Annotated in this window: 20 protein-coding genes and 3 pseudogenes; 7 read left to right on the top strand and 16 right to left on the bottom strand. The window is 37.2% G+C overall.

Features of this window, described 5'->3' with window-relative positions:
- Positions 1–18: 18 nt before the first annotated feature.
- A complete protein-coding gene (locus VSAL_RS00330) occupies positions 19–618 on the top strand; it encodes a thiol:disulfide interchange protein DsbA/DsbL (protein WP_173362133.1) in 600 nt (199 codons plus the stop codon).
- A gap of 66 nt (positions 619–684) precedes the next feature.
- Here VSAL_RS00330 and VSAL_RS00325 read toward each other — a convergent pair whose 3' ends face one another.
- Together VSAL_RS00325 and VSAL_RS00320 are read right to left on the bottom strand one after the other, a co-directional pair.
- A complete protein-coding gene (locus VSAL_RS00325) occupies positions 685–1,542 on the bottom strand; it encodes an acyltransferase (protein ID WP_044583144.1) in 858 nt (285 codons plus the stop codon).
- Positions 1,543–1,641: 99 nt separating this feature from the next.
- Complete coding sequence (locus VSAL_RS00320) at positions 1,642–3,168, bottom strand: YifB family Mg chelatase-like AAA ATPase (RefSeq protein WP_012548947.1); 1,527 nt, start codon at positions 3,166–3,168, stop codon at positions 1,642–1,644.
- A gap of 405 nt (positions 3,169–3,573) precedes the next feature.
- Here VSAL_RS00320 and VSAL_RS00315 point away from each other — a divergent pair.
- Positions 3,574–3,933: pseudogene (locus VSAL_RS00315) on the top strand (thiamine pyrophosphate-binding protein); the annotation flags it as partial.
- Positions 3,934–4,101: 168 nt separating this feature from the next.
- On the opposite strand, the gene VSAL_RS00310 reads toward VSAL_RS00315, so the two are convergent.
- The 5 genes and pseudogenes from VSAL_RS00310 to VSAL_RS00290 form a co-directional block, all read right to left on the bottom strand.
- On the bottom strand, positions 4,102–5,295 hold the full coding sequence (locus VSAL_RS00310; RefSeq protein WP_012548946.1) for an IS91-like element ISVsa9 family transposase: 1,194 nt from the start codon (positions 5,293–5,295) through the stop codon (positions 4,102–4,104).
- A 500-nt stretch (positions 5,296–5,795) separates the two neighbouring features.
- Positions 5,796–6,746: an Rpn family recombination-promoting nuclease/putative transposase gene (locus VSAL_RS00305; RefSeq protein WP_012548945.1), complete on the bottom strand. Its 951-nt coding sequence runs from the start codon at positions 6,744–6,746 to the stop codon at positions 5,796–5,798.
- Positions 6,747–7,034: 288 nt separating this feature from the next.
- Positions 7,035–7,916 carry an IS982-like element ISVsa6 family transposase gene (locus VSAL_RS00300; protein ID WP_012548944.1) on the bottom strand — a complete coding sequence of 294 codons (882 nt, stop codon included), beginning with the start codon at positions 7,914–7,916 and terminating at the stop codon, positions 7,035–7,037.
- A gap of 92 nt (positions 7,917–8,008) precedes the next feature.
- Positions 8,009–8,521 (bottom strand): annotated as a pseudogene (locus VSAL_RS00295) (delta-class carbonic anhydrase); the annotation flags it as partial.
- Between the two features lie 271 nt (positions 8,522–8,792).
- Positions 8,793–9,491: pseudogene (locus VSAL_RS00290) on the bottom strand (methyl-accepting chemotaxis protein); the annotation flags it as partial.
- A gap of 77 nt (positions 9,492–9,568) precedes the next feature.
- Here VSAL_RS00290 and VSAL_RS00285 point away from each other — a divergent pair.
- The 3 genes from VSAL_RS00285 (at position 9,569) to VSAL_RS00275 (ending at position 12,091) form a co-directional block, all read left to right on the top strand.
- A complete protein-coding gene (locus VSAL_RS00285) occupies positions 9,569–10,759 on the top strand; it encodes an IS91-like element ISVsa9 family transposase (RefSeq protein WP_012548943.1) in 1,191 nt (396 codons plus the stop codon).
- A gap of 240 nt (positions 10,760–10,999) precedes the next feature.
- A complete protein-coding gene (locus VSAL_RS00280; protein ID WP_012548942.1) occupies positions 11,000–11,653 on the top strand; it encodes a hypothetical protein in 654 nt (217 codons plus the stop codon).
- Positions 11,654–11,731: 78 nt separating this feature from the next.
- Positions 11,732–12,091 carry a hypothetical protein gene (locus VSAL_RS00275; protein WP_012548941.1) on the top strand — a complete coding sequence of 120 codons (360 nt, stop codon included), beginning with the start codon at positions 11,732–11,734 and terminating at the stop codon, positions 12,089–12,091.
- Between the two features lie 142 nt (positions 12,092–12,233).
- On the opposite strand, the gene VSAL_RS00270 is transcribed toward VSAL_RS00275, so the two are convergent.
- The 3 genes from VSAL_RS00270 to VSAL_RS00260 form a co-directional block, all read right to left on the bottom strand.
- Positions 12,234–12,623 carry a hypothetical protein gene (locus VSAL_RS00270; protein WP_012548885.1) on the bottom strand — a complete coding sequence of 130 codons (390 nt, stop codon included), beginning with the start codon at positions 12,621–12,623 and terminating at the stop codon, positions 12,234–12,236.
- Positions 12,623–14,842, bottom strand: coding sequence for a pesticin C-terminus-like muramidase (locus VSAL_RS22605; protein ID WP_012548940.1), 2,220 nt, complete (start codon positions 14,840–14,842; stop codon positions 12,623–12,625). Before VSAL_RS22605 ends, VSAL_RS00270 begins: the two co-directional genes overlap by 1 nt.
- Before the next feature lie 736 nt (positions 14,843–15,578).
- Entirely contained in the window at positions 15,579–15,857 is a 279-nt protein-coding gene (locus VSAL_RS00260) for a hypothetical protein (RefSeq protein WP_044583142.1), read from the bottom strand.
- Positions 15,858–16,265: 408 nt separating this feature from the next.
- Here VSAL_RS00260 and VSAL_RS00255 point away from each other — a divergent pair, with 408 nt between their 5' ends.
- Positions 16,266–17,228, top strand: a complete 963-nt coding sequence (locus VSAL_RS00255) for an ISNCY-like element ISVsa17 family transposase (RefSeq protein ID WP_012548938.1) — start codon at positions 16,266–16,268, stop codon at positions 17,226–17,228.
- 251 nt (positions 17,229–17,479) lie between these two features.
- Here VSAL_RS00255 and VSAL_RS00250 read toward each other — a convergent pair whose 3' ends face one another.
- From VSAL_RS00250 to VSAL_RS00220, 6 genes are all read right to left on the bottom strand, one after another.
- Entirely contained in the window at positions 17,480–18,433 is a 954-nt protein-coding gene (locus tag VSAL_RS00250) for an NYN domain-containing protein (RefSeq protein WP_012548937.1), read from the bottom strand.
- Between the two features lie 386 nt (positions 18,434–18,819).
- Positions 18,820–19,599 (bottom strand): DUF2971 domain-containing protein, encoded by a 780-nt coding sequence (locus VSAL_RS00245; protein ID WP_012548936.1) that lies wholly within the window; start codon positions 19,597–19,599, stop codon positions 18,820–18,822.
- A 255-nt stretch (positions 19,600–19,854) separates the two neighbouring features.
- Positions 19,855–20,259: a putative signal transducing protein gene (locus VSAL_RS00240; RefSeq protein ID WP_012548935.1), complete on the bottom strand. Its 405-nt coding sequence runs from the start codon at positions 20,257–20,259 to the stop codon at positions 19,855–19,857.
- A 28-nt stretch (positions 20,260–20,287) separates the two neighbouring features.
- A complete protein-coding gene (locus tag VSAL_RS00235) occupies positions 20,288–20,653 on the bottom strand; it encodes a hypothetical protein (RefSeq protein ID WP_012548934.1) in 366 nt (121 codons plus the stop codon).
- Positions 20,654–21,046: 393 nt separating this feature from the next.
- Positions 21,047–21,598 carry a class IV adenylate cyclase gene (cyaB, locus tag VSAL_RS00230; RefSeq protein ID WP_012548933.1) on the bottom strand — a complete coding sequence of 184 codons (552 nt, stop codon included), beginning with the start codon at positions 21,596–21,598 and terminating at the stop codon, positions 21,047–21,049.
- Positions 21,599–22,000: 402 nt separating this feature from the next.
- Positions 22,001–22,846, bottom strand: a complete 846-nt coding sequence (locus VSAL_RS00220; protein WP_012548932.1) for an MBL fold metallo-hydrolase — start codon at positions 22,844–22,846, stop codon at positions 22,001–22,003.
- A 79-nt stretch (positions 22,847–22,925) separates the two neighbouring features.
- On the opposite strand from VSAL_RS00220, the gene VSAL_RS00215 reads away from it, so the two are divergent.
- Positions 22,926–24,119, top strand: a complete 1,194-nt coding sequence (locus VSAL_RS00215; RefSeq protein WP_012548931.1) for an IS91-like element ISVsa9 family transposase — start codon at positions 22,926–22,928, stop codon at positions 24,117–24,119.
- Positions 24,120–24,495 lie beyond the last annotated feature (376 nt).

Genomic DNA, 24,495 nt, shown 5'->3' with positions numbered 1-24,495 from the left:
TGGAGAAAGTTAAACATGATGAAAACAATGATGGCACTGTTTGGTGCTTTAGTTCTTAGTTTTTCAGTGAATGCAGCAAACTTCACTGAAGGCGATTATTACAAGGTTCTTAACCTTCCAGAATCAAAAACACCGACAGTAAATGAGTTCTTTTCTTTCTATTGTCCACACTGCAATAGCTTTGAACCACTGATCCAAGGTCTGAAAAAAACGCTGCCAGAAAACGCTACTTTTAAGAAAACTCACGTTTCATTCATGGGCGGAAAAATGGGCCTATCAATGAGTAAAGCATACGCAACAATGGTTTCTCTTGGTATTGAAGACAAGATGGTTCCTGTGATGTTTAATCGTATCCATTCTATGCAAAAGCCACCACGTAATGACAAAGAATTACGTCAAATTTTCTTAGATGAAGGCGTAAATGCAGATGAGTTTGATGGCACATACAACAGCTTTGCTATTAACTCTATGGTTAACCGTTTCGATAAATCATTCCAAGACAGTGGATTGACTGGTGTTCCAGCGCTTATGGTTAATAATAAATATCTGGTTGAGACAAGCAAAATCAAAAGCACCGAAGAATACTACGAATTAGTTAACTGGTTGCTTAAAAAGTAAATTAACGATTTAAATTGAAAAGGGAGCGATAATCGCTCCCTTTTTTTTATCTATAGAATAAAGAGGTTATCTTTTCAAGATACGCTGTAGATACTCATCTTTTTCTTTCCATAACTCATTAATCCATTGATGAAAACCGCGTCTAAATACTTTATCTTCAAAATAATCGCCGTTCACTTTTTCATCATTAGCATGAAGTTTTATCCGAACAACCACTTTGGTTAATTTGCCTTGTAGCATATCTATAAATGGAGAGTCTTGATTTTCAGGATAAGCTAACGTCACATCAACGATTCCATCAAACAGTTCACCCATCGCTGATAACGTAAATGCCACACCACCAATCTTTGGCTTGAACAAATGTTGATAAGGCGTACGCGCTTCTTTTAATTTATCAGGCGTCGCTCGTGTTCCTTCAACAAAATTAACCACCGTAGTCGGCACTGAGCGAAAGTTTTCACACGACTTTTGAATCGCTTTAAAGTCATCGTCTTTGCGTTCAGGGTTTCGGCGCATAAAGGGCATGTCCGCCCCCCAACATGCAAGCCCGACAAAGGGAACATAGAGCAGTTCATATTTCAAAAAGAACTTAGTCATTGGCACTTTATCTTTCATCACGGAGGATAAAATAACGATATCAGCCCAACTTACGTGGTTAGATAACAATAAATACCACTTTTCTTGAGATAGCGTTTCCCCCCCATCAACAACCCAATCAATTGTATTGTTAATATTGAGCATCCATAAATTCAACGTAGCCCAACACCATAAGGTCTTATTCGCCATTGATACCATTAATTTCTTTACGAAAGGAAAAGGCAGAATAAATTTAATTACAGCAAAAAAGCTGATAATAAATGACGTCAGAGCCGTATTTAGGATTACAAGCAAAGTACTAATGACGAGTCGAATATTAGCAAACATAAAAATCTTCATTGATTAGCGGGATAAAAATTGCGCTAATAATACCAAGACTGACTTTTTTTTGTTATCCCTATTTTCTCTCATCTTAAGAAAAAGACACTACACCGCTTGAGCACTTAATTGTTTCAATAATCTATCCATAGCACGGTAACCAACGGCCTCACCCAAATGGATACGCTGAATGTTCTCTGATCCAGATAAATCAGCAATGGTTCTGGCCACTTTAATGATTCGATGATACGCACGAATAGAAAGCCCCAATCGATATAGTGTATCTTCTAGAAAAACCGCATCTTCCTTTTCTAGTGGGCAATAAGTTTCAACCTCTCGGCTACTCAATAATGCATTAATTTTCCCACTTCTCTCTAGCATTTTCACACGAGCAAGCCTAACCCTTTCTTTAACTTGGAGACTTGATTCGCCTCTATCCCCCCCTTCTGTTAACGTCCCTTTAGGCAAAAGAGGGATCTCCAATGACATATCAAAACGATCAAGCAAGGGACCGGATATTCGATTCAGATAACGTAAAATCAATTGAGGGTTTGTTCTCGTATTGTTCCCCTCATAGTATCCAGTCGGACTCGGGTTTAATGCACCAACCAATTGAAATCGGGCAGGGAACCGCATTTTGCTAGCGACACGAGAAATAATAATTTCACCCGACTCTAATGGCTCTCGCAAAGAATCTAACACTTTCCTTTCAAACTCTGGCATTTCATCTAAAAATAAGATGCCATTGTGAGCCAATGATATTTCACCCGGTCTGGGAATCGAACCACCACCAACCAAAGCCGCCATTGAACTCGAATGGTGTGGTGAACGGAAAGGGCGAGTACGCCAGTTTGATTCATTAATATGCTGATGAGTCAGTGACGCGACTGCGGCAGTCTCTAACGCTTCATCGTTTGTCATTTCAGGCAGTAAGTCGCTCATGCGTGATGCCAACATTGTTTTCCCCGTTCCTGGAGGGCCTAAATACAATAAATTATGTCCCCCCGCCGCTGCGATTTCTAACGCTCGCTTACCTTGTTGCTGTCCAATGATATCTTGGAGATCACGTTCTAAAGGCAAATCAATGTGCTCAATAACCGGAGACGTAAATAAACCCAGTTGCTGTTGCCCACATAAAAAGCCACAAACCGATAGAAGGTGAGGCGCAGACTTATGTACATTCGCACCAACCAAAGCCGCTTGATCTCCATTTTCATCAGGAACAATTAAACTTCGATTGGCTTTTAATGACGCGAGAGCCGCAGGTAGCACGCCTTTCACTCGTCGTAATTCACCAGACAAAGCGAGCTCACCCACAAACTCATGATCTTTTAATTTATGATTTGGGATTTGATCTGAGGCAGCCAAAATACCTAAGGCTATCGGGAGATCGAATCGCCCACCTTCTTTTGGTAAATCAGCAGGCGCTAAGTTTACGGTGATCTTTTTTGATGGAAATTCAAAGTTTGAATTTATTATCGCGCTTCTTACTCTGTCTTTGGCTTCTTTTACTGTTGTTTCTGGTAACCCAACTAAATTAAAACCCGGCATTCCATTACTAATATGAACCTCAACGGTAACCTCTGGCGCTTCAACACCAACGCATGCTCGACTGTGTATTATTGCTAATCCCATTCTTATTCCCAATTATTTATAACCCAATAATCTCAACGTCTTTCATTGATTTGTTATATATAAGCGCTAAATGAACGAGAATTGTGAATAAAATGAGAGTTTTTTCTTGTCATGAGAGGCATGTCTGTGTTACCACTTAGTTAATGTAACGAAATATCAAAAAAAAACACGTATACGGATAAATACCATGACCTTTTTTGCTCAGCTCAATATTCTCATTATAAACGTCCTAGTGGTGATTCTGATCACCGCTCGGGGATGAGTGAGCAAAAAGTCGCAATTGCAACGCACACTTAAAACCCCCAAGCCAAAAGCAAGGGGGTTTTTTTATGAATTCAGGAAGAAATGGGAGCGCATGATGTGCAAGAATAGAGAAACAATCACTCACGCAGGGAGCGACAGTGTATGAATGGCTCACAGTTAGTTGTTAATGCCTTATTACAAGAAGGGATCACCACCGTATTTGGGTATCCAGGTGGAGCCATCATGCCAATTTATGATGCACTCTATGATGGTGGCGTAGAACACATTCTCTGCCGTCATGAGCAAGGGGCTGCAATGGCAGCTATTGGTATGGCTCGCTCTACTAAAAGTGTCGCAGTATGTCTTGCGACTTCTGGGCCGGGTGCGACTAACCTAATTACTGGTCTTGCTGATGCCATGCTTGATTCTATCCCTCTCGTTGCAATTACTGGCCAAGTCGCTAGTCACCTTATTGGTACTGATGCCTTCCAAGAAATGGATGTCATTGGTATGTCACTTTCTTGAAGGTAAGGAATTTGAATGTTGCTGAGTTAGCATTGGCCCGTCTAAAAAAGCCAATTTCACCATCGCTGTTTTTTTAAAAGGTATCGAAAATATAATTATCGGGGATTTTATAACTGTTTTAGCCCTATTTCATGAGTTTTAGATACACTTATCCTACAAACCTTATTATGCTGCCCTCAATTCTGACTGAACTATCGCATGGGTGACTAAATCATTGACCGAATTTCCGACTCGGAAATTCGTAAACACCAGACGACTTTCACATAAAATACATTCGTACGGATCTACTTTTACATATCCTTTTAACATTGCGGCATACCCTGGCATTTTCGGCTCAGCTTCTATTGTCATACCTAAAGCTGCATAAACTCTAGGCAGAGCTTCTCCACGACGACGCATTGATAAAAAACCGTAGTATCGGATCATCTTGAAATGTTTATCAGGATAGTGCTCTACTATCCGTCTTATCATCTCTTCTGGTGATAATGTTAGGCTGTCTGTTGTTCCTGTTCGATGGTCTAAATAATTAAACGTTATCATTCCGCCTTTGGCGTAATGACTTAAACGTGACGCTGAAATCGGGGGCCGTTTTAAATACCGACCAAGATAGTTCATCGTCGGTTTTACATTATTTGTCTTTTTAGCAAAATGAAGCTTCCAACGACGATTATATTGACTGCTTAAAAAGCGTGACCAATCCGTTTTATTACGGATATAGGGGCATTCTTCGCTTGATAAATCAAGCTCATAATAAGCCTTACCCAATAAACTGACGATAGCCGCTCTCCAACAAGGCTCTGTCGTTTTCATTTGGAAGTAAATGGGTTTCCATAAACCGGTACGTTCACAAATTCCCCCACGAGTGACCGATAAATGTAAGTGCGTATTCCAATTCAGTTTTCGACCGTAAGTATGAAGAGCATAAAAGATACCGACATCTATTCCTTTATCTTTTGCCCATCCCAGCAGAATGTTTGCAGCACATTTGAATAATTTATTTAACAGCCAACGGTTATGACGAAAGATAGGCCATAGCGTGTTTGGAAGGGTAAAGGTGATGTGTTGATATTCGCATTCAGGGAAGACATGTTGTTGCTTTTGTATCCATCGCTCTGTGGCTTTCATGCCACAGCTACTGCACGCTCGAGATTTACAGGTTTGGTGAATATATTTGATATGGGTACAGTCAGGGTTGCAACAATGATATTCGCGAGAGCCAAAAGCCGCTGTCCCACAGGACAGCATCTTTGTGACATTTTCAATCACGACCGCTCTTAGGTTAGCTTTGTTATTATGAAGAAATTTAAGCCAGTTATTTTGACTATTAAATAATTGTTTCAGGGGTTTATATGCGTGCATGGCGATAGGATAAACGATTTATTGGCAACAATGGAAGAGGTTGAGTCCTTTTGATTTGCGCCGTAGGCGCCTATTGTTCTTGAATTTGAGAGCCTAATAAACGTATGGTTTAGTATTGGGGTTATAGGAATTCAAAAGTCGGCTACTCTGACGATTTATTCTAGTTTTGAAAAGCTATTCTTAGATATTACAGATCTAAACAAAGATTTTTCTATCCATCCACTGTTCTTTAGATAGTTTATATGCTCTCTACTGACTTAGTGGGATTTCAGTTTTAAAATTCATGTGTATTTTACTAACTTTGCCATAGTGATCAGTTCTAGTTATGACTTTATTGCCAATAACCCTGTGGCGCACCGTAAAGCGAGCTAACAGTGCAATTTTTACCGTGTAGGAAGTTGCTAAATTAGAAACCAAATGACTCATACTTGTAAAAAGAGTTAGAAATAGTATGAAATAGGACGGGGAAACTAACCCCCGTCCTGAATTTATACGTTCTATTAATGCGAAAGAAGCTCTAATTCACGAGAGCTAAATCCTGTCGCTTTCATGATCACGTCTTTATCTACACCTGATTGCAATAAGTTACGAGCCATTTCATTTAATGTATCTTGGCGACCTTTTTCAAGTCCTTTTTCAAGTCCTTTTTTTAGCCCTGTCTGTTCGCCTCGTAAAAGCCCTTTTTGCTCGCCTTGTTGAATTAGTTGCTCGGCTATTGTCATTAGTACGCCCTCATGTTTTGGTACTTGTTGTGCCAACTCTTCCAACAACGTACTTACGTTCTGGCTTTCCCCTACCGTTACTAAGTATTCAATCAGGGTTCGGATTTGGCTGTCTGTATGATAATCATTTGATAGTAAAATGGCTAACGGTTTGATTATTTCTATGATGTCTTTTTGGTAAATGTGCTTCTGAACCAACTCTAATAACGCAATTCGTTTGTGTTGCATTATCTCGCTGTCATCCATCACAGTAACATCCACCAATGGAAAATTATTACTGTAGAGTATTTTCGCCATGTCTGGGTTAGTAAAACAATCCAACCAATTCATGCTGTATGGATACGGTGATGTTTTACCGTGGTAAAACAGAAGTGGAACAACCAATGGCAGCTCTTTGTTTCCAGCGTCAAGATGCTTTTGCATTGCTGCAATAGCATATCTGAACATCCGAAAGGCCATGTGTTCGTCTGGGCTACTTTGGTGCTCGATTAACGCATAAATGTACCCATCACCACATTCTGTCTTCATTGAATAGAGCACGTCTGAATAGTACGGACGTAAGTCGTCTTCTAAAAACGTGCCTGACTCCAGTTTCAAGGTCGATAAGTCACACAACGTTTGAAGATGTGCTGGTAAATGGGTTTCCAGCATATCTTTAGCGGTATCAGGCTTGCTTAAAAAGGCTTTAAACAACCCGTCATGGGGTGTCGATGTGTTTTTTTTATTCATAAAGAAGTGATCCACTTTACTGATTAAGTGAAGTATACCATTAATCGAATAGGATAATAATGTTGTGCAATATCGAGGTTTTTTATTTTTTCAGATCCATTGCTTTGTTACCGAACGAACACTGTTCGTTCTTGTTCTCTGTTCGGTAAGGGTGTTCTTTGTATTGCAGTGATACATTAAATTATCTATAGCTATTTCTTACGGTGTCGTTATTTACTATATATTTATTTTTTATTATGGATGGTGTTCTTTACCATTAAATAACCTGAATTCTGGATAAAACATGCTTTAAGCGAGGATTAGTTCAAATTCACATTCTGATAGCTTAATTCGTGGCTTTTGTTTTTTTAAACAATAAGCCACAACGCCTGAAATTACATTTAGCATGAAACCAGTCACGCTACGATGACGGCTATGTTCAATTTGAGAGATATTCTTCAATTGGTCATTTATCGTTTCGATAATGTATCTCTTTGATAACATAGCCTTATCAAAAGCACTTATCTCTTTTGCTTTCATGTTTTTTCGCGAGGTAGTCACTAAATCGACATCAGAGTTCTTTAAGCTCTCACTCAACTTTTTACCTATGTACCCTTTATCAGCGTACAATTTCCCCGAGAGTTCTTTGCATAAATCAGGTACAGGAGTCCTATCATTTACATTGCCAGCTGTGATTTTCAGCGAAATAATTTCTCCAAGATGGTTAATCAATAAATGAAGTTTGAAGCCGAAAAACCATCCCATGGTACCTTTTCCTCTTTTCGCAACACCATCAAAGACTTTATGGCGAGGAATTCGAATGTTATGGCATACTTTAAGACTCGTGGAGTCAACAAAAGCAATGCCAGTCGGCTTACCTTTGATAGATTGAAAATAGGCACACATTGGGGCGATTAGGCTAGGCATTTTGCTCACAAATCGAGTGTAGCTAAGTAAATTTGGAAAGTATCCTTTCCAATATTGATGAACTAACCCGATATAGAAGTTCTTGAAATCTCTATGATTTGATTGATGAAAAGCGATGACAATAGTCATACATTCACTAGTAGACATTACTGACTGACGTTTTCTTTTTCTCTCACTAGCCTCAACAAGGTATTTTTCCCATTGAGATAAGAATTGATAACAAAAATCATCGACATCACAAAATATATCAACTAATTTATTCATCTTGCCCACCTTTTAAAATACGTTCAAATAATTCTTGGTCGAAAGATCTGATCGTTAGGTGGGCAATTAGTTCAGCCTTATCCAGAATTCAGGTTAACTAAAACATATACTTGAGTTTCAACCCTTAATTGTGGATTACTTATAGAATCAGATAAACAAGCCCCTAAAGTTGCACCAGGCTCTACATTGGCACTTGTATATACATAATGCACTTCTATAGTGTCTCCTGATTTCAATTCTTTATGCTTAAATTCTTTTAGTTCTGAACGGCTTAAATTTCCGCTATATTTATAGCCTGTATTATTACCTTTCCCATCACCATTGCCAGCGTATTCAGTAAATTCGCCACCTTTATGTTCTGCATTTTTATGGAAATGAATATTACATAGATTCATTTTTTCATAAATAGGAGCAAGGCCAAATGAACGTTCATTTTTACCATTTAAATCATCAATATTACGAGGAGATTGAGGACCAAACCCTTTCCCTTTTGTGTTTTCAGAAAGACTTTCTCTTTGTTCATTCAAATCTTTACTCACTATTTGAGAGGCAAAAGTTGTAGAACTTACGAGTACAATTGCGCTTAATAACAGTGTTTTTTTCATGATAAACATTCCTACAAATAAGATTATCTATCTAATGTAATTTGCATTAATAGATGATAATAGTGATAAATTGTTACTAATCATTAATATTAACTCTATTAATTGGGGGGTTATTTTGACAGTGACATTAGGGTATGCCTTAATGTCACATGACAATGAAGTTATGACTAATTTTCGTGATATTTGAATGAAAGCGTGATCACTAGCTAAAAAAAAGATCGCCAAATTTGGCGATCTTTGCTGTGATGCGTAGTTCGGCTGTTATGTTTAATTACCTTAGTTTAAAGAATGACAGCTCTTGATTCTGCTTCTCTGCTAATACTGCCAGTTCTTGTGCTGCTTTTTGTGTCTGATTGACCGCTGCAACGTTCTCATTTACCAAATCAAAGGTTCTAGTGGTATTCTTAGCTATATCTTCCGTTACGTTGTATTGCTCTCGTGAAGCCGTAGCAACTAATGTGTTGATATCAGAAATCGCTTGAACTGAATGGGATATATCATCAAATGACGCTTTAACTAGATCTGAAAGCTCTATTGACTCCTGTATTGATTTTACATTGGAAATCATATTGTTGTTCGCATCTTCTGATTTTGCTTGAAGTGAGGATATGATTTCTTGAATATTTTTTGTTGATTCTTGAGTTTTAGCTGCTAGATTTCTTACTTCATCAGCAACCACAGCAAAACCACGACCATGCTCACCTGCTCGTGCTGCCTCTATTGCTGCATTTAATGCAAGAAGATTGGTCTGATCTGAAATAGAACTAATCACATGTGTTACTTCACCGATATCAATTGCACTATTTTTAAGTTCTTCAATTAGATTTGCCGTTTCTTGTACGGAAATATTGATAGATTTTGATAGGGCTATCGATTGCTCTAAGGCTATATGTCCCTCGCTCACATTCTCAATCGCTTTTTTTGTTTCATCTTCAGCCTGTACAGCATTCATTGACACTTCTTTCGATGAACAATAGGCGCCTACGGCGCAAATCAAAAGGACTCAACCTCTTCCATTGTTGCCAATAAATCGTTTATCCTATCGCCATGCACGCATATAAACCCCTGAAACAATTATTTAATAGTCAAAATAACTGGCTTAAATTTCTTCATAATAACAAAGCTAACCTAAGAGCGGTCGTGATTGAAAATGTCACAAAGATGCTGTCCTGTGGGACAGCGGCTTTTGGCTCTCGCGAATATCATTGTTGCAACCCTGACTGTACCCATATCAAATATATTCACCAAACCTGTAAATCTCGAGCGTGCAGTAGCTGTGGCATGAAAGCCACAGAGCGATGGATACAAAAGCAACAACATGTCTTCCCTGAATGCGAATATCAACACATCACCTTTACCCTTCCAAACACGCTATGGCCTATCTTTCGTCATAACCGTTTGTTAAATAAATTATTCAAATGTGCTGCAAACATTCTGCTGGGATGGGCAAAAGATAAAGGAATAGATGTCGGTATCTTTTGTGCTCTTCATACTTACGGTCGAAAACTGAATTGGAATACGCACTTACATTTATCGGTCACTCGTGGGGGAATTTGTGAACGTACCGGTTTATGGAAACCCATTTACTTCCAAATGAAAACGACAGAGCCTTGTTGGAGAGCGGCTATCGTCAGTTTATTGGGTAAGGCTTATGATGAGCTTGATTTATCAAGCGAAGAATGCCCCTATATCCGTAATAAAACGGATTGGTCACGCTTTTTAAGCAGTCAATATAATCGTCGTTGGAAGCTTCATTTTGCTAAAAAGACAAATAATGTAAAACCGACGATGAACTATCTTGGTCGGTATTTAAAACGGCCCCCGATTTCAGCGTCACGTTTAAGTCATTACGCCAAAGGCGGAATGATAACGTTTAATTATTTAGACCATCGAACAGGAACAACAGACAGCCTAACATTATCACCAGAAGAGATGATAAGACGGATAGTAGAGCACTATCCTGATAAACATTTCAAGATGATCCGATACTACGGTTTTTTATCAATGCGTCGTCGTGGAGAAGCTCTGCCTAGAGTTTATGCAGCTTTAGGTATGACAATAGAAGCTGAGCCGAAAATGCCAGGGTATGCCGCAATGTTAAAAGGATATGTAAAAGTAGATCCGTACGAATGTATTTTATGTGAAAGTCGTCTGGTGTTTACGAATTTCCGAGTCGGAAATTCGGTCAATGATTTAGTCACCCATGCGATAGTTCAGTCAGAATTGAGGGCAGCATAATAAGGTTTGTAGGATAAGTGTATCTAAAACTCATGAAATAGGGCTAAAACAGTTATAAAATCCCCGATAATTATATTTTCGATACCTTTTAAAAAAACAGCGATGGTGAAATTGGCTTTTTTAGACGGGCCAATGCTAACTCAGCAACATTCAAATTCCTTACCTTAGATAACAAAACAACATCAAAACAATAAGTATCAAAACGTAAATTTGTTGTCATTTAGCCCCGAAACTCTAAGCATGCCAAGTAATTATTGGGTCGCCTTTCCTAATACTCACATAGGAATTGAAGAAGTTAAATTTCTAGAGGAAATAGCAACCCCTTCAGAAGTGCCTGCCTATATTTATCCTTTAAACTCAAATATGATTAAAATTATGAATAACCGTTTGCTCAGTAGTGGCTTGGCGGAAATGAGTTTTTCTGAAAAACAATGGGTCGTAGTATCCACAGCTACGTTATTACCTTTAGAGTCATTCACTGAACTTTCCGAAGCTAAAGATTTTGTATTTAAACAATTTCCTCAGACTAAAAGTATTCGTTCTGATTGCTTAGGGATCTTATCAAGTGAGCCTGATTATACACAATTACCTGTTCTAACCATTTATGACGAAAAAATATGGGAAGATTATCTACTTGAATTAGAAAATAAACATGGTTTTCTTTTCTCAGAAGAATACTTATTAGGAGATCTACTTCAAAAATTAATAGTAGAACATCAAGCTCCAAAAGAAATATACCAAGAATTTAATGATTTTAATGCAATAGAAAAAGCCATTGATTTTATCAAAAAAAATCAACTTATTGGCTACCAATGCGCAATTTCAGTTATTACGCAATTTAGTGAAAAATTATCTCGAATTGACAGTCAAAGAAGCATGTTAGAAATAGACTAAAAATGGTTCTAATTTAGCAACCTTTCTGATTATCTGAGATCGAGCATTATTTAAACAACCAATTATAGAGAAAATACGATGGATAAGTTATTTAAAGTAGTAAGCAATGGAATTTATGAAATTGTAGATAACGCATGTAATCACAATACAATAGCAACACCTTTAAGTCAGAAGGCATTTTCCCCCCTCGCTTACATGAGTGAAATGATGGTACCAAATGATATGCCAATGAAAATGCATGATTTCGCAGCTCGATGTATTAACTTAATAGGATTGAGTTGCCAAATAATGAATACTCACCAATCTAATTTCAAAACCACAGATACATACTTAATATGTAAATCATTTATCTCTAATGTTTGCGATGAATTAGAAATGCCTAGTAATTCCTACCAAAGACAGTACTGGCTAGAGCAAATTGATAACAAATTACTTTAATATCAATTTATAATAAAGTTAGATGTAATTTCTTCTCGATAGTGACATTAGGGTATGCTTAGTTTTCGTGATATTTGAATTAAAATGTTGATCACGAGCTAAAAGAAAGGCCGCCAATTCTTAGGCGACCTTTTTGCTTCAATTACTTAGCATAATCATCGCAAACATTAGAACTGGAACTGATTGCAACATAATACCGCTCGTACTTACGAATAATCATCGGCTTTTGTGAGTCATAAGTCCCCATCTTTGCTTTATCTTTAAAGCAGACATAATAATCATTATCACTAGAAGCTTTTATAACAGTTAAAGAATAAGTCCAATAATCATCATCTAACAAAATGTTTTTTTCACTAAAGATAGGAGTAGGTAATTTTTTATTAAAATCTTTGAATGTTCTCTCCTCCCCTTTCCTCAACGGCATTAATGAGCTATTAAACGATGTGATATCGAGATTATTATAAATATCCTTCATAGGAAACGCAGAAACCGAACAACTAAAAACATACATTAATAGTAATAATTTTTTCACTACAAAATCTCCTTAATTAACTTAGCTTCTTTATGTCGTCTAACTTCAAAATCATCACCAAACGCCATTAAATTATCATACATACCATTCCAATCTTGATTAATAGCTTGTTCCCAAAATTTTTCAGCTCTACGCGGTAAATAACCATATTGATAAGCAACAGATGCTACGACTGTTTGAGCGTTAGCTGGCAAGCACTCAAACTTAACCTTACTTGATGAATTAAATAATTTTATAATCTTATCTGTTTCACTTTTTTTAACTGTTGCTTCTACAACAGAAAGATCGGCCTCCGTAAGTGAAAGAGGTAATGCTTTCAACTTATTAACAGCCTCATATTTTTTTAAGCCTAAATAAGGTGTGAATTTTTCAACCAATGATTCAGGTAGCCCCATGCTAATTAAATCATTAACATTTCGAGCACCTAAGTCAAAACCACTCCCAATAGTAACGCCACTTTGACTCTTATCTGGCATTGGAACATAACCTTCTTTTTTTGTTCCTTCTAACAATTGTATAAAGTGATGGTCAATCATTAATTTACATTTTCTAATGTACTTCCATTCGATTGTAACAGCTTCATCTAAGGCTAGTAACGTCTGATTTCCCACTACACCATCAGACTTTTTCATTTCATATTCAGGATGCACTTCATGCGTTGGCACAAACTCACGCTGAAAATCTATTACTGCTTGTTCGGTTCCGCTGCCAAAATCACCGTCGGCACCGTACTTACCTAAATCAAAATTAAGCGCAAGTAACGCCTCTTGAATGGTTTTGATTTCATTACTCTTGGGCGCGTCTTTATCGCCTTTCTTAATTGCTCCTTTCTTTTCTTGAGCTATCGCCTCAAGTCCATCAGAGCCAGATAATATTTTAGAATGAAGTCGTATCGAATTGACTTTAATAACGCACGTGTTTTTATTCAGAGCCGTATCGTCTTGCACAAACATATGGGCAACGTCTGAGAATGGTTTCTCTATCACACTCCACACATTAGCAAAAGAAAATACCCATTTATCACCGCTCACGTCCTCTGGACTTTGAGCGTTTCTATAAACGACGTCAAGTGCTTCGCTCTGCGCTGTGTTCTTCACTCGTAATTCGTTGTCTAACGCTAAGGCTCCGTCTTTATGCATTGGGTTATCTGCATTTAAATCATACAACTCTTTCGCACCCATACCATGTTGCTCTGCGATTTCGCCCCACGTTTCACGCTGACCTGTCTCTGACTTGATTTTACACACATGAAACTGGATGCTTTCTTGCTCTGGAGGCGTGTCTTTTATTGTTACAACATCATCCACTTGAATTAAATCAGGGTTCGTTATCTGAGGATTTAAAGCCAGAAGTCCATCATACGTAATGCCTTGCTTTTTCGCTATTAAGCCAAGGGTATCACCAGATTGAACCGTATAAGTGATTCGTCCATTGTCTTCTTTCTCTCTCAGGACAATTTTATCTGAACGAGCAGTAACCACTTCATCGGGATTAATCAGACACGCGCTTTCATCGAGCCATTGATCGTTTATCTCACTCAATTGCTCTTGGGTCATTTTCTCTTTGGTATACAGTAAGTGTTGGCGAGAGATAACCGTATTGTCTATTTTCCAAGGCAATAAAATAAAAGCGTATTCATGCTCTGACAATAAGTCAGAAGACAGTGTTTTTCCTTTTGAATAAGTCACTTTGAATGACCACTTATCACCACCAGAGAGTGGGTATTCATTCTCTAATTCATCATTAATGAAATGATAAAAGAAGCCGACTTTAGGCCATGCCAAGCGGTTATAGATTTGAATTGAAGGTTTAATAAGAACAAAAGACTCAGCATGAGTGCCAGAGCCTTTTTTAACAGGAGACACATCGTTAAAAGTCAGGCTGTAACCGCTTGAAATGAAAAATTCACGAGTAAGGCTCTTAGGCTCATTTACCTTTACGCTTGCAGTCAGTAAGCTAAACCCTTTATCAGTTTGGGATTTTGTCCATAACGATATGCTCTCTTCTTCTTTCGTTTTCCCTAGAAAAAACGCACCTACTTGATAAGTATTTAATTCATCAAGCGTACAAGCTATTTCAATCGAATATTCAAACGCGGCGGTCTCAACCAGTTTCTCTTTGATTGGCTCATGATGAGGGGTATCCGCTTTCGCTTCTCTTGCTAATTCTTCATTCCACGGATAATACGCATTTACAAATTTTCTATCATCTACTTTCATTGCATACACAAGTTATGTTAATTGCCAAATCAATCTACTATTTTATCAAAACTCAATCCTGTCTATGTAATTCATTTCTAGGCAGAGTGACGGGATCTATAGCCACTTTAACCAAAATTGTTAAAGTGTGATATTAAGCTGAAATTTTATTGGGAATAAAAACATTCAAAACAAATGGAACGAAAGCCTATAAACTTACCTATGACATTAGGGTTTTACTCAATTGGCACATGACAATGAAGTTATGACTCATTTTAGCGATATTTGAGTTAAAACGAGATCTATAGCAACAAAAAAAGCCGCTAAATTTTAGCGGCCTTTGCAGTTCTTACTTCGGCTGTTATGGTAAATTAGAGCCTACCCTTAGAATAATTCTAACGTCACTCAAAAGTATTTAATTACTAAGAGCAACTAAGAGTAACCATTCATGTAACAACCATTGTTAATTACAGAGTTTCTATATTTCATATAATCTAACTTACTTCTTAATTAAGATTAATATGCTACTTCTTCCTTGGATGATTGTTTCAGGTATTGTTGTATCTGTCATTGTTTGCTTATTAACAGCAGTGTTAATAACACACATTGATTAATAAAAAGGTCGTCAATTAGACGGCCTTTCTTAATTTTTACTACGGCAGTTAAGTTAAATCAGTTCAGAACGCGCGTGATCGTGTAGCGTCCAGACGCGAAAAAGGCTGCCAATTAGGCGACCTTTGCGATAGCAATAAAGAACTCAACAAAAAATAGACTTTAGTAATTGTTCGCATCGTTGGAATTGGTTTTTTTCTTGAGGTGTATATTCATAAGTAACCTCTCCTATATTCTCATTACGTGACAATATTTTATAATCACTATTTTCTGATTTAACTCGAAGACCAGAAATCGTTGATTGCACTCTTTGTCTCGATTCTCCAGTGAGTTCTATCAACTCTCGAATCGATGCTTTTTTATTTTCTCGTAAAAAATTAAATATTTGCTCGCTTAAATTTTTACTATTTATAGTCGTACCCATTGTTAAACGCATCCTTGATGAACCGTCATCAAATAAATCGATGTGTTCGTATAAAACAATATCTTCTTTTTGTAAAATACATTATTGCCATCGTTACTTTTTGTTAGTGCTAATTTGGTACGCGATATGCCCCTTATGTTAAATCCGTAAGTTAGCCTATAAAAACCATGCTTTCGCAGCCTCAGAAGCCCACAGCGCCACTTTTTCGATATAAACCACACCGATATGCCCCAAAACACGTTTGAAAGTTTATGACACTTTCAGAGCGATTTACAGGGTAATAAAATTGAAATCAATCTCAAACAAAAATCACGTCATAATCTCCATTTTAACCACTCTCAGAGACTAAATTATTTTCCATTCGATTAGTGGTATACTTAACTTAATCAGTAGAGTGGATCACTTTTCATGAGTAAGAAAAACACAACAACACCCCATGATGGGTTGTTTAAAGCCTTTTTAACAACGCCTGATACCGCTAAAGATATGTTGGAAATACACTTACCAACGCATCTTAAAACGTTATGCGACCTATCAACATTGAAACTGGAATCAGGTTCGTTTTTAGAAGACGACTTACGTCCGTATTATTCAGACGTGCTCTACTCAATGAAGACAGAATGTGGTGACGGCTATATTTATGCTCTTATTGAGCACCAAAGTAGCCCTGACGAGCACATGGCCTTTCGTATGTTCAGATATGCTATTGCAGCCATGCAAAAGCATCTTGACGCTGGAAACAAAGATCTGCCATTAGTTGTTCCTCTGCTGTTTTACCACGGTAAAACATCACCATATCCATACAGCATGAATTGGTTAGATTGTTTTACTAAACCAGAAATGGCGAAAGCTCTCTATAACAATGATTTTCCATTAGTGGATGTCACTGTTATGGATGACAGCGAGATAATGCAGCACAAGCGCATTGCACTATTAGAGCTAGTCCAGAAACACATTTACCAAAAAGACATCAATGATATTCTTGAATCGTTAGCCATCTTATTATTAAATGACTACCACACAGACAGCCAAGTCCGAACCCTGATTGAATACTTAGTAACGGTAGGGGAAACTCAGAACGTGAATACGTTATTGGAAGAGTTGGCACAGCAAGTACCAAAACACGAGGGCACACTAATGACAATAGCAGAGCAACTAATTTTGCAAGGCGAGCAAAAAGGTCTTCAACAGGGACTTCAACAAGGTCGTCAAGAAGGCGAACAAAAAGGCCGTCAAGAAGGCCGTCAAGAAGGCCGTCAAGATACATTGAAAGAAATGGCTCGTAACTTACTTCTCTCAGGCGTTGATAAAGATGCAATCATGAAAGCGACTGGATTTAGCTCTCGTGAATTAGAACTTATTTCTCATTAGCACATTACGTCATAATGTAATGCATATTTTGGGGATATGTAGATGTAGAATTAAAGGGCGAACGGTGTTCGCTCTTTTTTTGTGATTTAGAAAGCAGGTGACATTAGGGTCTACCCAATTGACACATGACAATGAAGTTATGACTCATTTTAGCTATATTTGAATTAAAACGTGATCACAAGCAACAAAAAAAGCCGCTAAATTTTAGCGACCTTTGTAGTTCTGATTTAGGGTTTTATATTAAAACACTATTAACTCTTGTTTTTTTCTCTCATGTACAGTGCGAATGCTTTTACGTGCTCTAAAACATCTTCAATATCTTTTTCACAATCAAGAAGCTGATCAGGTGTACTCGTTAATATTGGCAAATCCTTAACTTCTGGTTTTGGCTCTGACAACCACCTCCAAGCTCGTGGGATCGTTTTTAATACATCAGATGCGGCGAGAATCTCAAGAATCTCTTCCACTTTTTGATTATATTTAAACCATGATGTTGGTTTGATTGCTGAAGATTTTCTGCCCGCAATTCGGCATGGCAGTTGAGATTCTGACAGTTCGCTATTCTTAATATATTTTACCGTCCAATCGGCCAAATTACTCAGTGACTTATTAGGTTTACGATATTCATTATTCTCTTTGGAAGGGATAACAAGACCAATTTTTATTGGTGAGCGTAGCGATTTTTGATTGTGTTCACGGATTTTTTCTAAAGCGGGGACAATATCAGTATCATTGGTAACAAAGATAATTTGTTCTAACGTATGATCCATAACTGCGTCATAGACAGCTTCAATCGCTATATTCACATCGCTCTGTTTTTCTTCTAATTTCCACACCTTAACTCTTGCACAATCTTTTGGCTCTTTTTCGATGCCTGCCTCATAATACTCCACTTTCGGGTATTCGACTTTATCAACTGCGTAGCTACCTTTGATCGTTTTTAGCAAATTTTCACTATGGAGATAAAGCGCGTGATGATAAGAACGTTGGTCATTAACTGAATTAGGGTCTGCTGCTGCTTTATTGGTTATCTCCGCGGTAAAATATTTGATCCCTACATTATCGTGTAAGGTGGCATTGTATACATCAGAACGAGGGATAATATGCTCTTCAAAGAGTTTAACTAGGTCTAGCCATTTATATGGAGTACCTTTCAAGCAACCATAATAAAAATTGTAACCATCAATATAGATTCGAGTACGCATAATATTATTCTTATTCCTTGGCTTCAGATACGAAAAAACCGACCAGAGGTCGGTTCATTCTTCCCAACTCCAGGGGTCGCAATGCCACGCGTGGAAGAAGGGTAAGTAGTGATGTAATCATATCACTACTTACGTAATTTTCAAGTGATTATTATAAAAAACACTTCTCACAAACAAATTGATGGTACTTCCGTTTCCCAGAGTTAAGTATGTCCCTTACGTTAAATCTGTAAGTTAGCACCTAAAAAAGAGTCCATAGCATTGATATTATGACGGAGAGATTACTATGCCACTTCAAGTAATGTAATTTTAAGGGGTAAGTCTTCAACCAATAATGTTTTTATTGATACCTTAATATATTGTTATACGCATACAATTTTACCTAGTTACTCTCTAAAAGGAATGCTACTTACAATGACTTCTACGTGGTTAAAGCCATATGTAGAAAGAATTTTTTTAACTATTTTTACGCCAATATCTTTATTACCACGTGGTGATACACACACATATTTCAAAATCTTAGGATCGAAGTGAAAATCCACATATGGTTTAGAACCTTGAAATTTAGCAGGAACATAGAATTGACTATTTGGCATAGGATGAAAAAACAATCTATGTTCTTGCTCGAAATGGAAAGCACTATGCTTTAAAAACATAGCATTTGTTAATAAATTTGCTTTTGTAGTCTTTCCATTTTGAGGGCGATACCAATCAGTCTTGATGTCTATCTCAGATAAAAAATAATTACACTTTCTATATTGTGGAATTTGAGATGATGGGTAATTAGGCAAAGGTAACTCAAATGCATTTTTAACACATATTACGTCTTCCATCACCATGGTGTCAGAAAATTCGAAACCAAGAGACACGCCACCATTGCTTGGACAATAAGCTAGCCATTGGTACAAAGAATCCTTAGCCTCAGATAAACTAAATGAAAAGATATGAGGGTCATAATTATCATCTAATAGTTCATTGATATCTTCAACAATATCATTAACTGAAGGGTCGTGAGTTTTTATTAAGATATTTTTGATTGCATCTAAACCATGCTTAAGCTCAACCGAGTCATTTAGATAATTTATATGTGTAGCACGCAAAGTTGGCTTTGCTTGCCCTAAAATGGATGATAATACTTCAACTGACGTGTAGTGCCACAACAACATAATTAATACCTCAACTTAAATTTTTCGAGCGCATAACGAGGCCGAAAAATTACTCCAACCCTCGCATAATTATTCTTTTCAATATCATATCACTATTGCTTGATGCCAATCATGCAACCATGTCCTAATTACTAATGAGGTGTCGTTTTGTTTTGATAGTGACATTAGGGTATACCTTAATGTCACATGACAATGAAGTTATGACTCATTTTAGCTATATTTGAATTAAAACGTGATCATGAGCTTGTTATACCGTTACTCAACTTTTTGGATGAACTCATTACAGCCTTGACACTTATAACCATGCTTAAAGAAAAATAATGGAAAACCAAGAAGAATAAAAACAACAAATGCTGGTTTTTTACCCTTGGTGAATAGAACTAAATCCTCACTGCCGCAATTAGGACAACAATTTTTTATTATTTCAGTTTCAGGACTATTTATAACCGCTTCTGAGAAATCCGTATTTATGATTGATAATGCCATTTCAACATCAGCTTCATTAACCATTAATCGAACACCTCCAACTGCATTAGAATACAACCATTGAGCATTCACAGTATGTTCATCAGCAATCACACTTCCGATCCCAGCAGCCTCAAGACTTGCTTTGGCTATGTGAGCTTCATGCGGAAATGAAAATCGAGCTAATACTTCCATTATTAATCTTCAACGATACATTAACACTCTATTTTAAAGTGAACGTGAATTTTTCATTATTAACACTTCCAAGAACTATAGGCTTTCCTATTTGATCCTCTCGAACAAGAATTGTTGTCTTTATTTCACGGCTTGATTGATTATATTTACGCTCTTGAGCAACTACCACATCTACGAGGTAGTCTGAATACTGCTTAGTCACTAAACCAGAAAGCTCTAGACTTCCCTCGTCATTATTCTCAACAGCTAAAAACTTTCTATCTTGCTGTATTGCTGCCAACACGAATGAAGAATCATATGTCAGAAGTATCGATGTTGGCTCTATGCTTTCATTCGCCACACAACCAAATGCTATGGAACAAGTAATAAATATAACTTTTGATATAAATTTCATTTCCTGATTTCCAATTCTCTTACGAAGTATTGAGCGACAATTAGAATGGCTGGTTGATCTAATTGACACTCTATAGCTTTGACATATGCAAACCTCATACAACAACACTGAAATGTAAAGCATATGTAATAAATACCTATTTATTAGCATTAGGTAATGTATTTAATTCACATTATGGAATGAAAATAACAATTTAAAGGTAACGTTCAATGAAAGATCCAACTATATGACATTAGCGTCTACCCAACTGGCACATGACAATGAAGCTATGACTAATTTTAACTATATTTGAATGAAAACGTGATCACAAGCGACAAAAAAACCGCTAAATTTTAGCGGCCTTTGCGGTTCGTAGAACGGGATTTACGTTAAATAAAGAACCATAGTCACTTGTTATACCGTAAGACTTTCTGAGTACATTTTTCGGTATGAACGATGCTCTAAGTCCGTAGAACTCAGGCCAAACTTACTTGCTAAAACAATCAGTTCAGACCGATAACTTTCAAGTAGACTTTCATCGTCAGTCATAATCGCAAATTCAGCAAAATCACCTAACCCATTAAGATTATCGATAGTAATATGAAATTTACCAACAAAGTAAATACTACGCGTTTTCTTCATGGCTAAAACAACATGGTAGCCCATTGTATTAAGCATACTTTTCGCTTTATTGGTATCGGTGATATTCGTCGCTTCACAATGGTCAGCCTCTGGTCCTTTGACTATCCAAAGTTTAATTCCAGACGGTTCCATTTCACGAATACAAAGGCTTTTATTTTCAGCCAAAAGTACTTGTTCAGGAGTATCAAAGTAACAATCAGATTCTAAGTTATCTTCAAGCATGACCTCGTACATCATTGAATTTAATATAGTTAAAAACTGAGATTTAGACTTCAGCCTATATTTCAATTCTACTTCAAACTTACCTTCAAAATGTTCTGACATCGAATCACTACTTGCTTAAAATGATAAAGAAGACTAGATTAGCACGGATTTCAGTTAACTACGTTCGATTACGGTATAACGAGGCTGTAGAATTACTCCAGCCCCTGCATAATTATTCTTTTCAATATCATATCACTATCCCTTGATACCTATCTATATACATGATCTAATTACTATTATTACAATTAAAATCAACTACATGGCAAATTACAAAAGAGATAACTCAAAACAAAACATGTTTGTGCCTATCATGATTGATGAGCAACTTATCCCTGGCAATTTTAGCTACATTTTAATTAAAACATGATCACGAACTAATAAAAAAGTCGCCAATTAAGCAACCTTTTGAAGTTCGTAGAACGAGTGCAATGTTTACTTAATGCGTTGTTAAGCGCTTCCAACTTAGATCGTAATACTACGACCGGTTGGGAAATATTCTAAGCGATCGCCAAGCACACCTTTTAGAATATGATAGGCTTTCATTCCTGTGCAGTGACCTGTATACAACTTATCTATTGGATAATTTAAGATAGATTCACCAATTTCTTCGATCTGCTTTTTAGTTCCACCAATACTATTAAATAATGGTAATCCTACCAAGTGAAAACCACCAACAACCGCTTTGATTTTTGTATTTGGGAAGTGACTAATTGCAGTATCTATCATATTCAGAACACCACTATGAGCACAGCCAGTAAATACGATAAGCCCGTCATTTTCTTTTACGACGAGTAATAATTCATGATCAAAACTATCAGGTTTGCAACAACCATCAGATTCAGTAAAAAGATATTGATTACCTTTTGACTTAGCATATTTATTACTTAAATCAGTGATGATGAAAATATTAGGAGAGATTTCAGTCATTTGATTAACAAAGGTTAGTCGACTAGCACCTTTGACCAATAACTGTTTATTTATGCCTACATTGTTTTTAAAGCCAAATGTTTTGAATAAATAATTGGTTTCTTCGCATTCACGAAAATACACCGGAGCTTTTGAGTTACGATCTAAAAAGTGAGTAACCCCGTTACAATGGTCATGATGACGATGTGAAATAACGGCTGCGTCTACATTGCTAATATCAACATTCAATAAAGTAGCATTATCACAGAAAGCTTCACTACTTCCAGCGTCAAATAATATACTTTTTCCCATTGTGCTTGCGTGAATAGATAACCCTCTTTCTATCGCTAGGTCCGTTCGATTATTTAATCTTGTATTATCAATTAAAGATGTCAGTATCATGAACAATAGGCGCCTACGGCGCAAATCAAAAGGACTCAACCTCTTCCATTGTTGCCAATAAATCGTTTATCCTATCGCCATGCACGCATATAAACCCCTGAAACAATTATTTAATAGTCAAAATAACTGGCTTAAATTTCTTCATAATAACAAAGCTAACCTAAGAGCGGTCGTGATTGAAAATGTCACAAAGATGCTGTCCTGTGGGACAGCGGCTTTTGGCTCTCGCGAATATCATTGTTGCAACCCTGACTGTACCCATATCAAATATATTCACCAAACCTGTAAATCTCGAGCGTGCAGTAGCTGTGGCATGAAAGCCACAGAGCGATGGATACAAAAGCAACAACATGTCTTCCCTGAATGCGAATATCAACACATCACCTTTACCCTTCCAAACACGCTATGGCCTATCTTTCGTCATAACCGTTGGCTGTTAAATAAATTATTCAAATGTGCTGCAAACATTCTGCTGGGATGGGCAAAAGATAAAGGAATAGATGTCGGTATCTTTTGTGCTCTTCATACTTACGGTCGAAAACTGAATTGGAATACGCACTTACATTTATCGGTCACTCGTGGGGGAATTTGTGAACGTACCGGTTTATGGAAACCCATTTACTTCCAAATGAAAACGACAGAGCCTTGTTGGAGAGCGGCTATCGTCAGTTTATTGGGTAAGGCTTATGATGAGCTTGATTTATCAAGCGAAGAATGCCCCTATATCCGTAATAAAACGGATTGGTCACGCTTTTTAAGCAGTCAATATAATCGTCGTTGGAAGCTTCATTTTGCTAAAAAGACAAATAATGTAAAACCGACGATGAACTATCTTGGTCGGTATTTAAAACGGCCCCCGATTTCAGCGTCACGTTTAAGTCATTACGCCAAAGGCGGAATGATAACGTTTAATTATTTAGACCATCGAACAGGAACAACAGACAGCCTAACATTATCACCAGAAGAGATGATAAGACGGATAGTAGAGCACTATCCTGATAAACATTTCAAGATGATCCGATACTACGGTTTTTTATCAATGCGTCGTCGTGGAGAAGCTCTGCCTAGAGTTTATGCAGCTTTAGGTATGACAATAGAAGCTGAGCCGAAAATGCCAGGGTATGCCGCAATGTTAAAAGGATATGTAAAAGTAGATCCGTACGAATGTATTTTATGTGAAAGTCGTCTGGTGTTTACGAATTTCCGAGTCGGAAATTCGGTCAATGATTTAGTCACCCATGCGATAGTTCAGTCAGAATTGAGGGCAGCATAATAAGGTTTGTAGGATAAGTGTATCTAAAACTCATGAAATAGGGCTAAAACAGTTATAAAATCCCCGATAATTATATTTTCGATACCTTTTAAAAAAACAGCGATGGTGAAATTGGCTTTTTTAGACGGGCCAATGCTAACTCAGCAACATTCAAATTCCTTACCTTGAACGGTCTTCCTCGCACATTGTCCCCCAATCACACGAGTAATGACGATCTACAAATTTGTTAAGTTTGTCATGCTCTCCCTGAATTAACTGGTTAATTCCTTGCGTGAAAACAACCTTTCCTAGCTCAAATGGGATCGGTGAAATTTCACATTGACAAATATCGGTCATAATTTTATATTCCTTACGTTAGTTAAGTGGTTTAGGCTTA

The organism is Aliivibrio salmonicida LFI1238 (genome assembly GCF_000196495.1).
GTDB classification, from domain to species: domain Bacteria; phylum Pseudomonadota; class Gammaproteobacteria; order Enterobacterales; family Vibrionaceae; genus Aliivibrio; species Aliivibrio salmonicida.
This window is presented reverse-complemented; position numbering and strand designations above follow the sequence as displayed.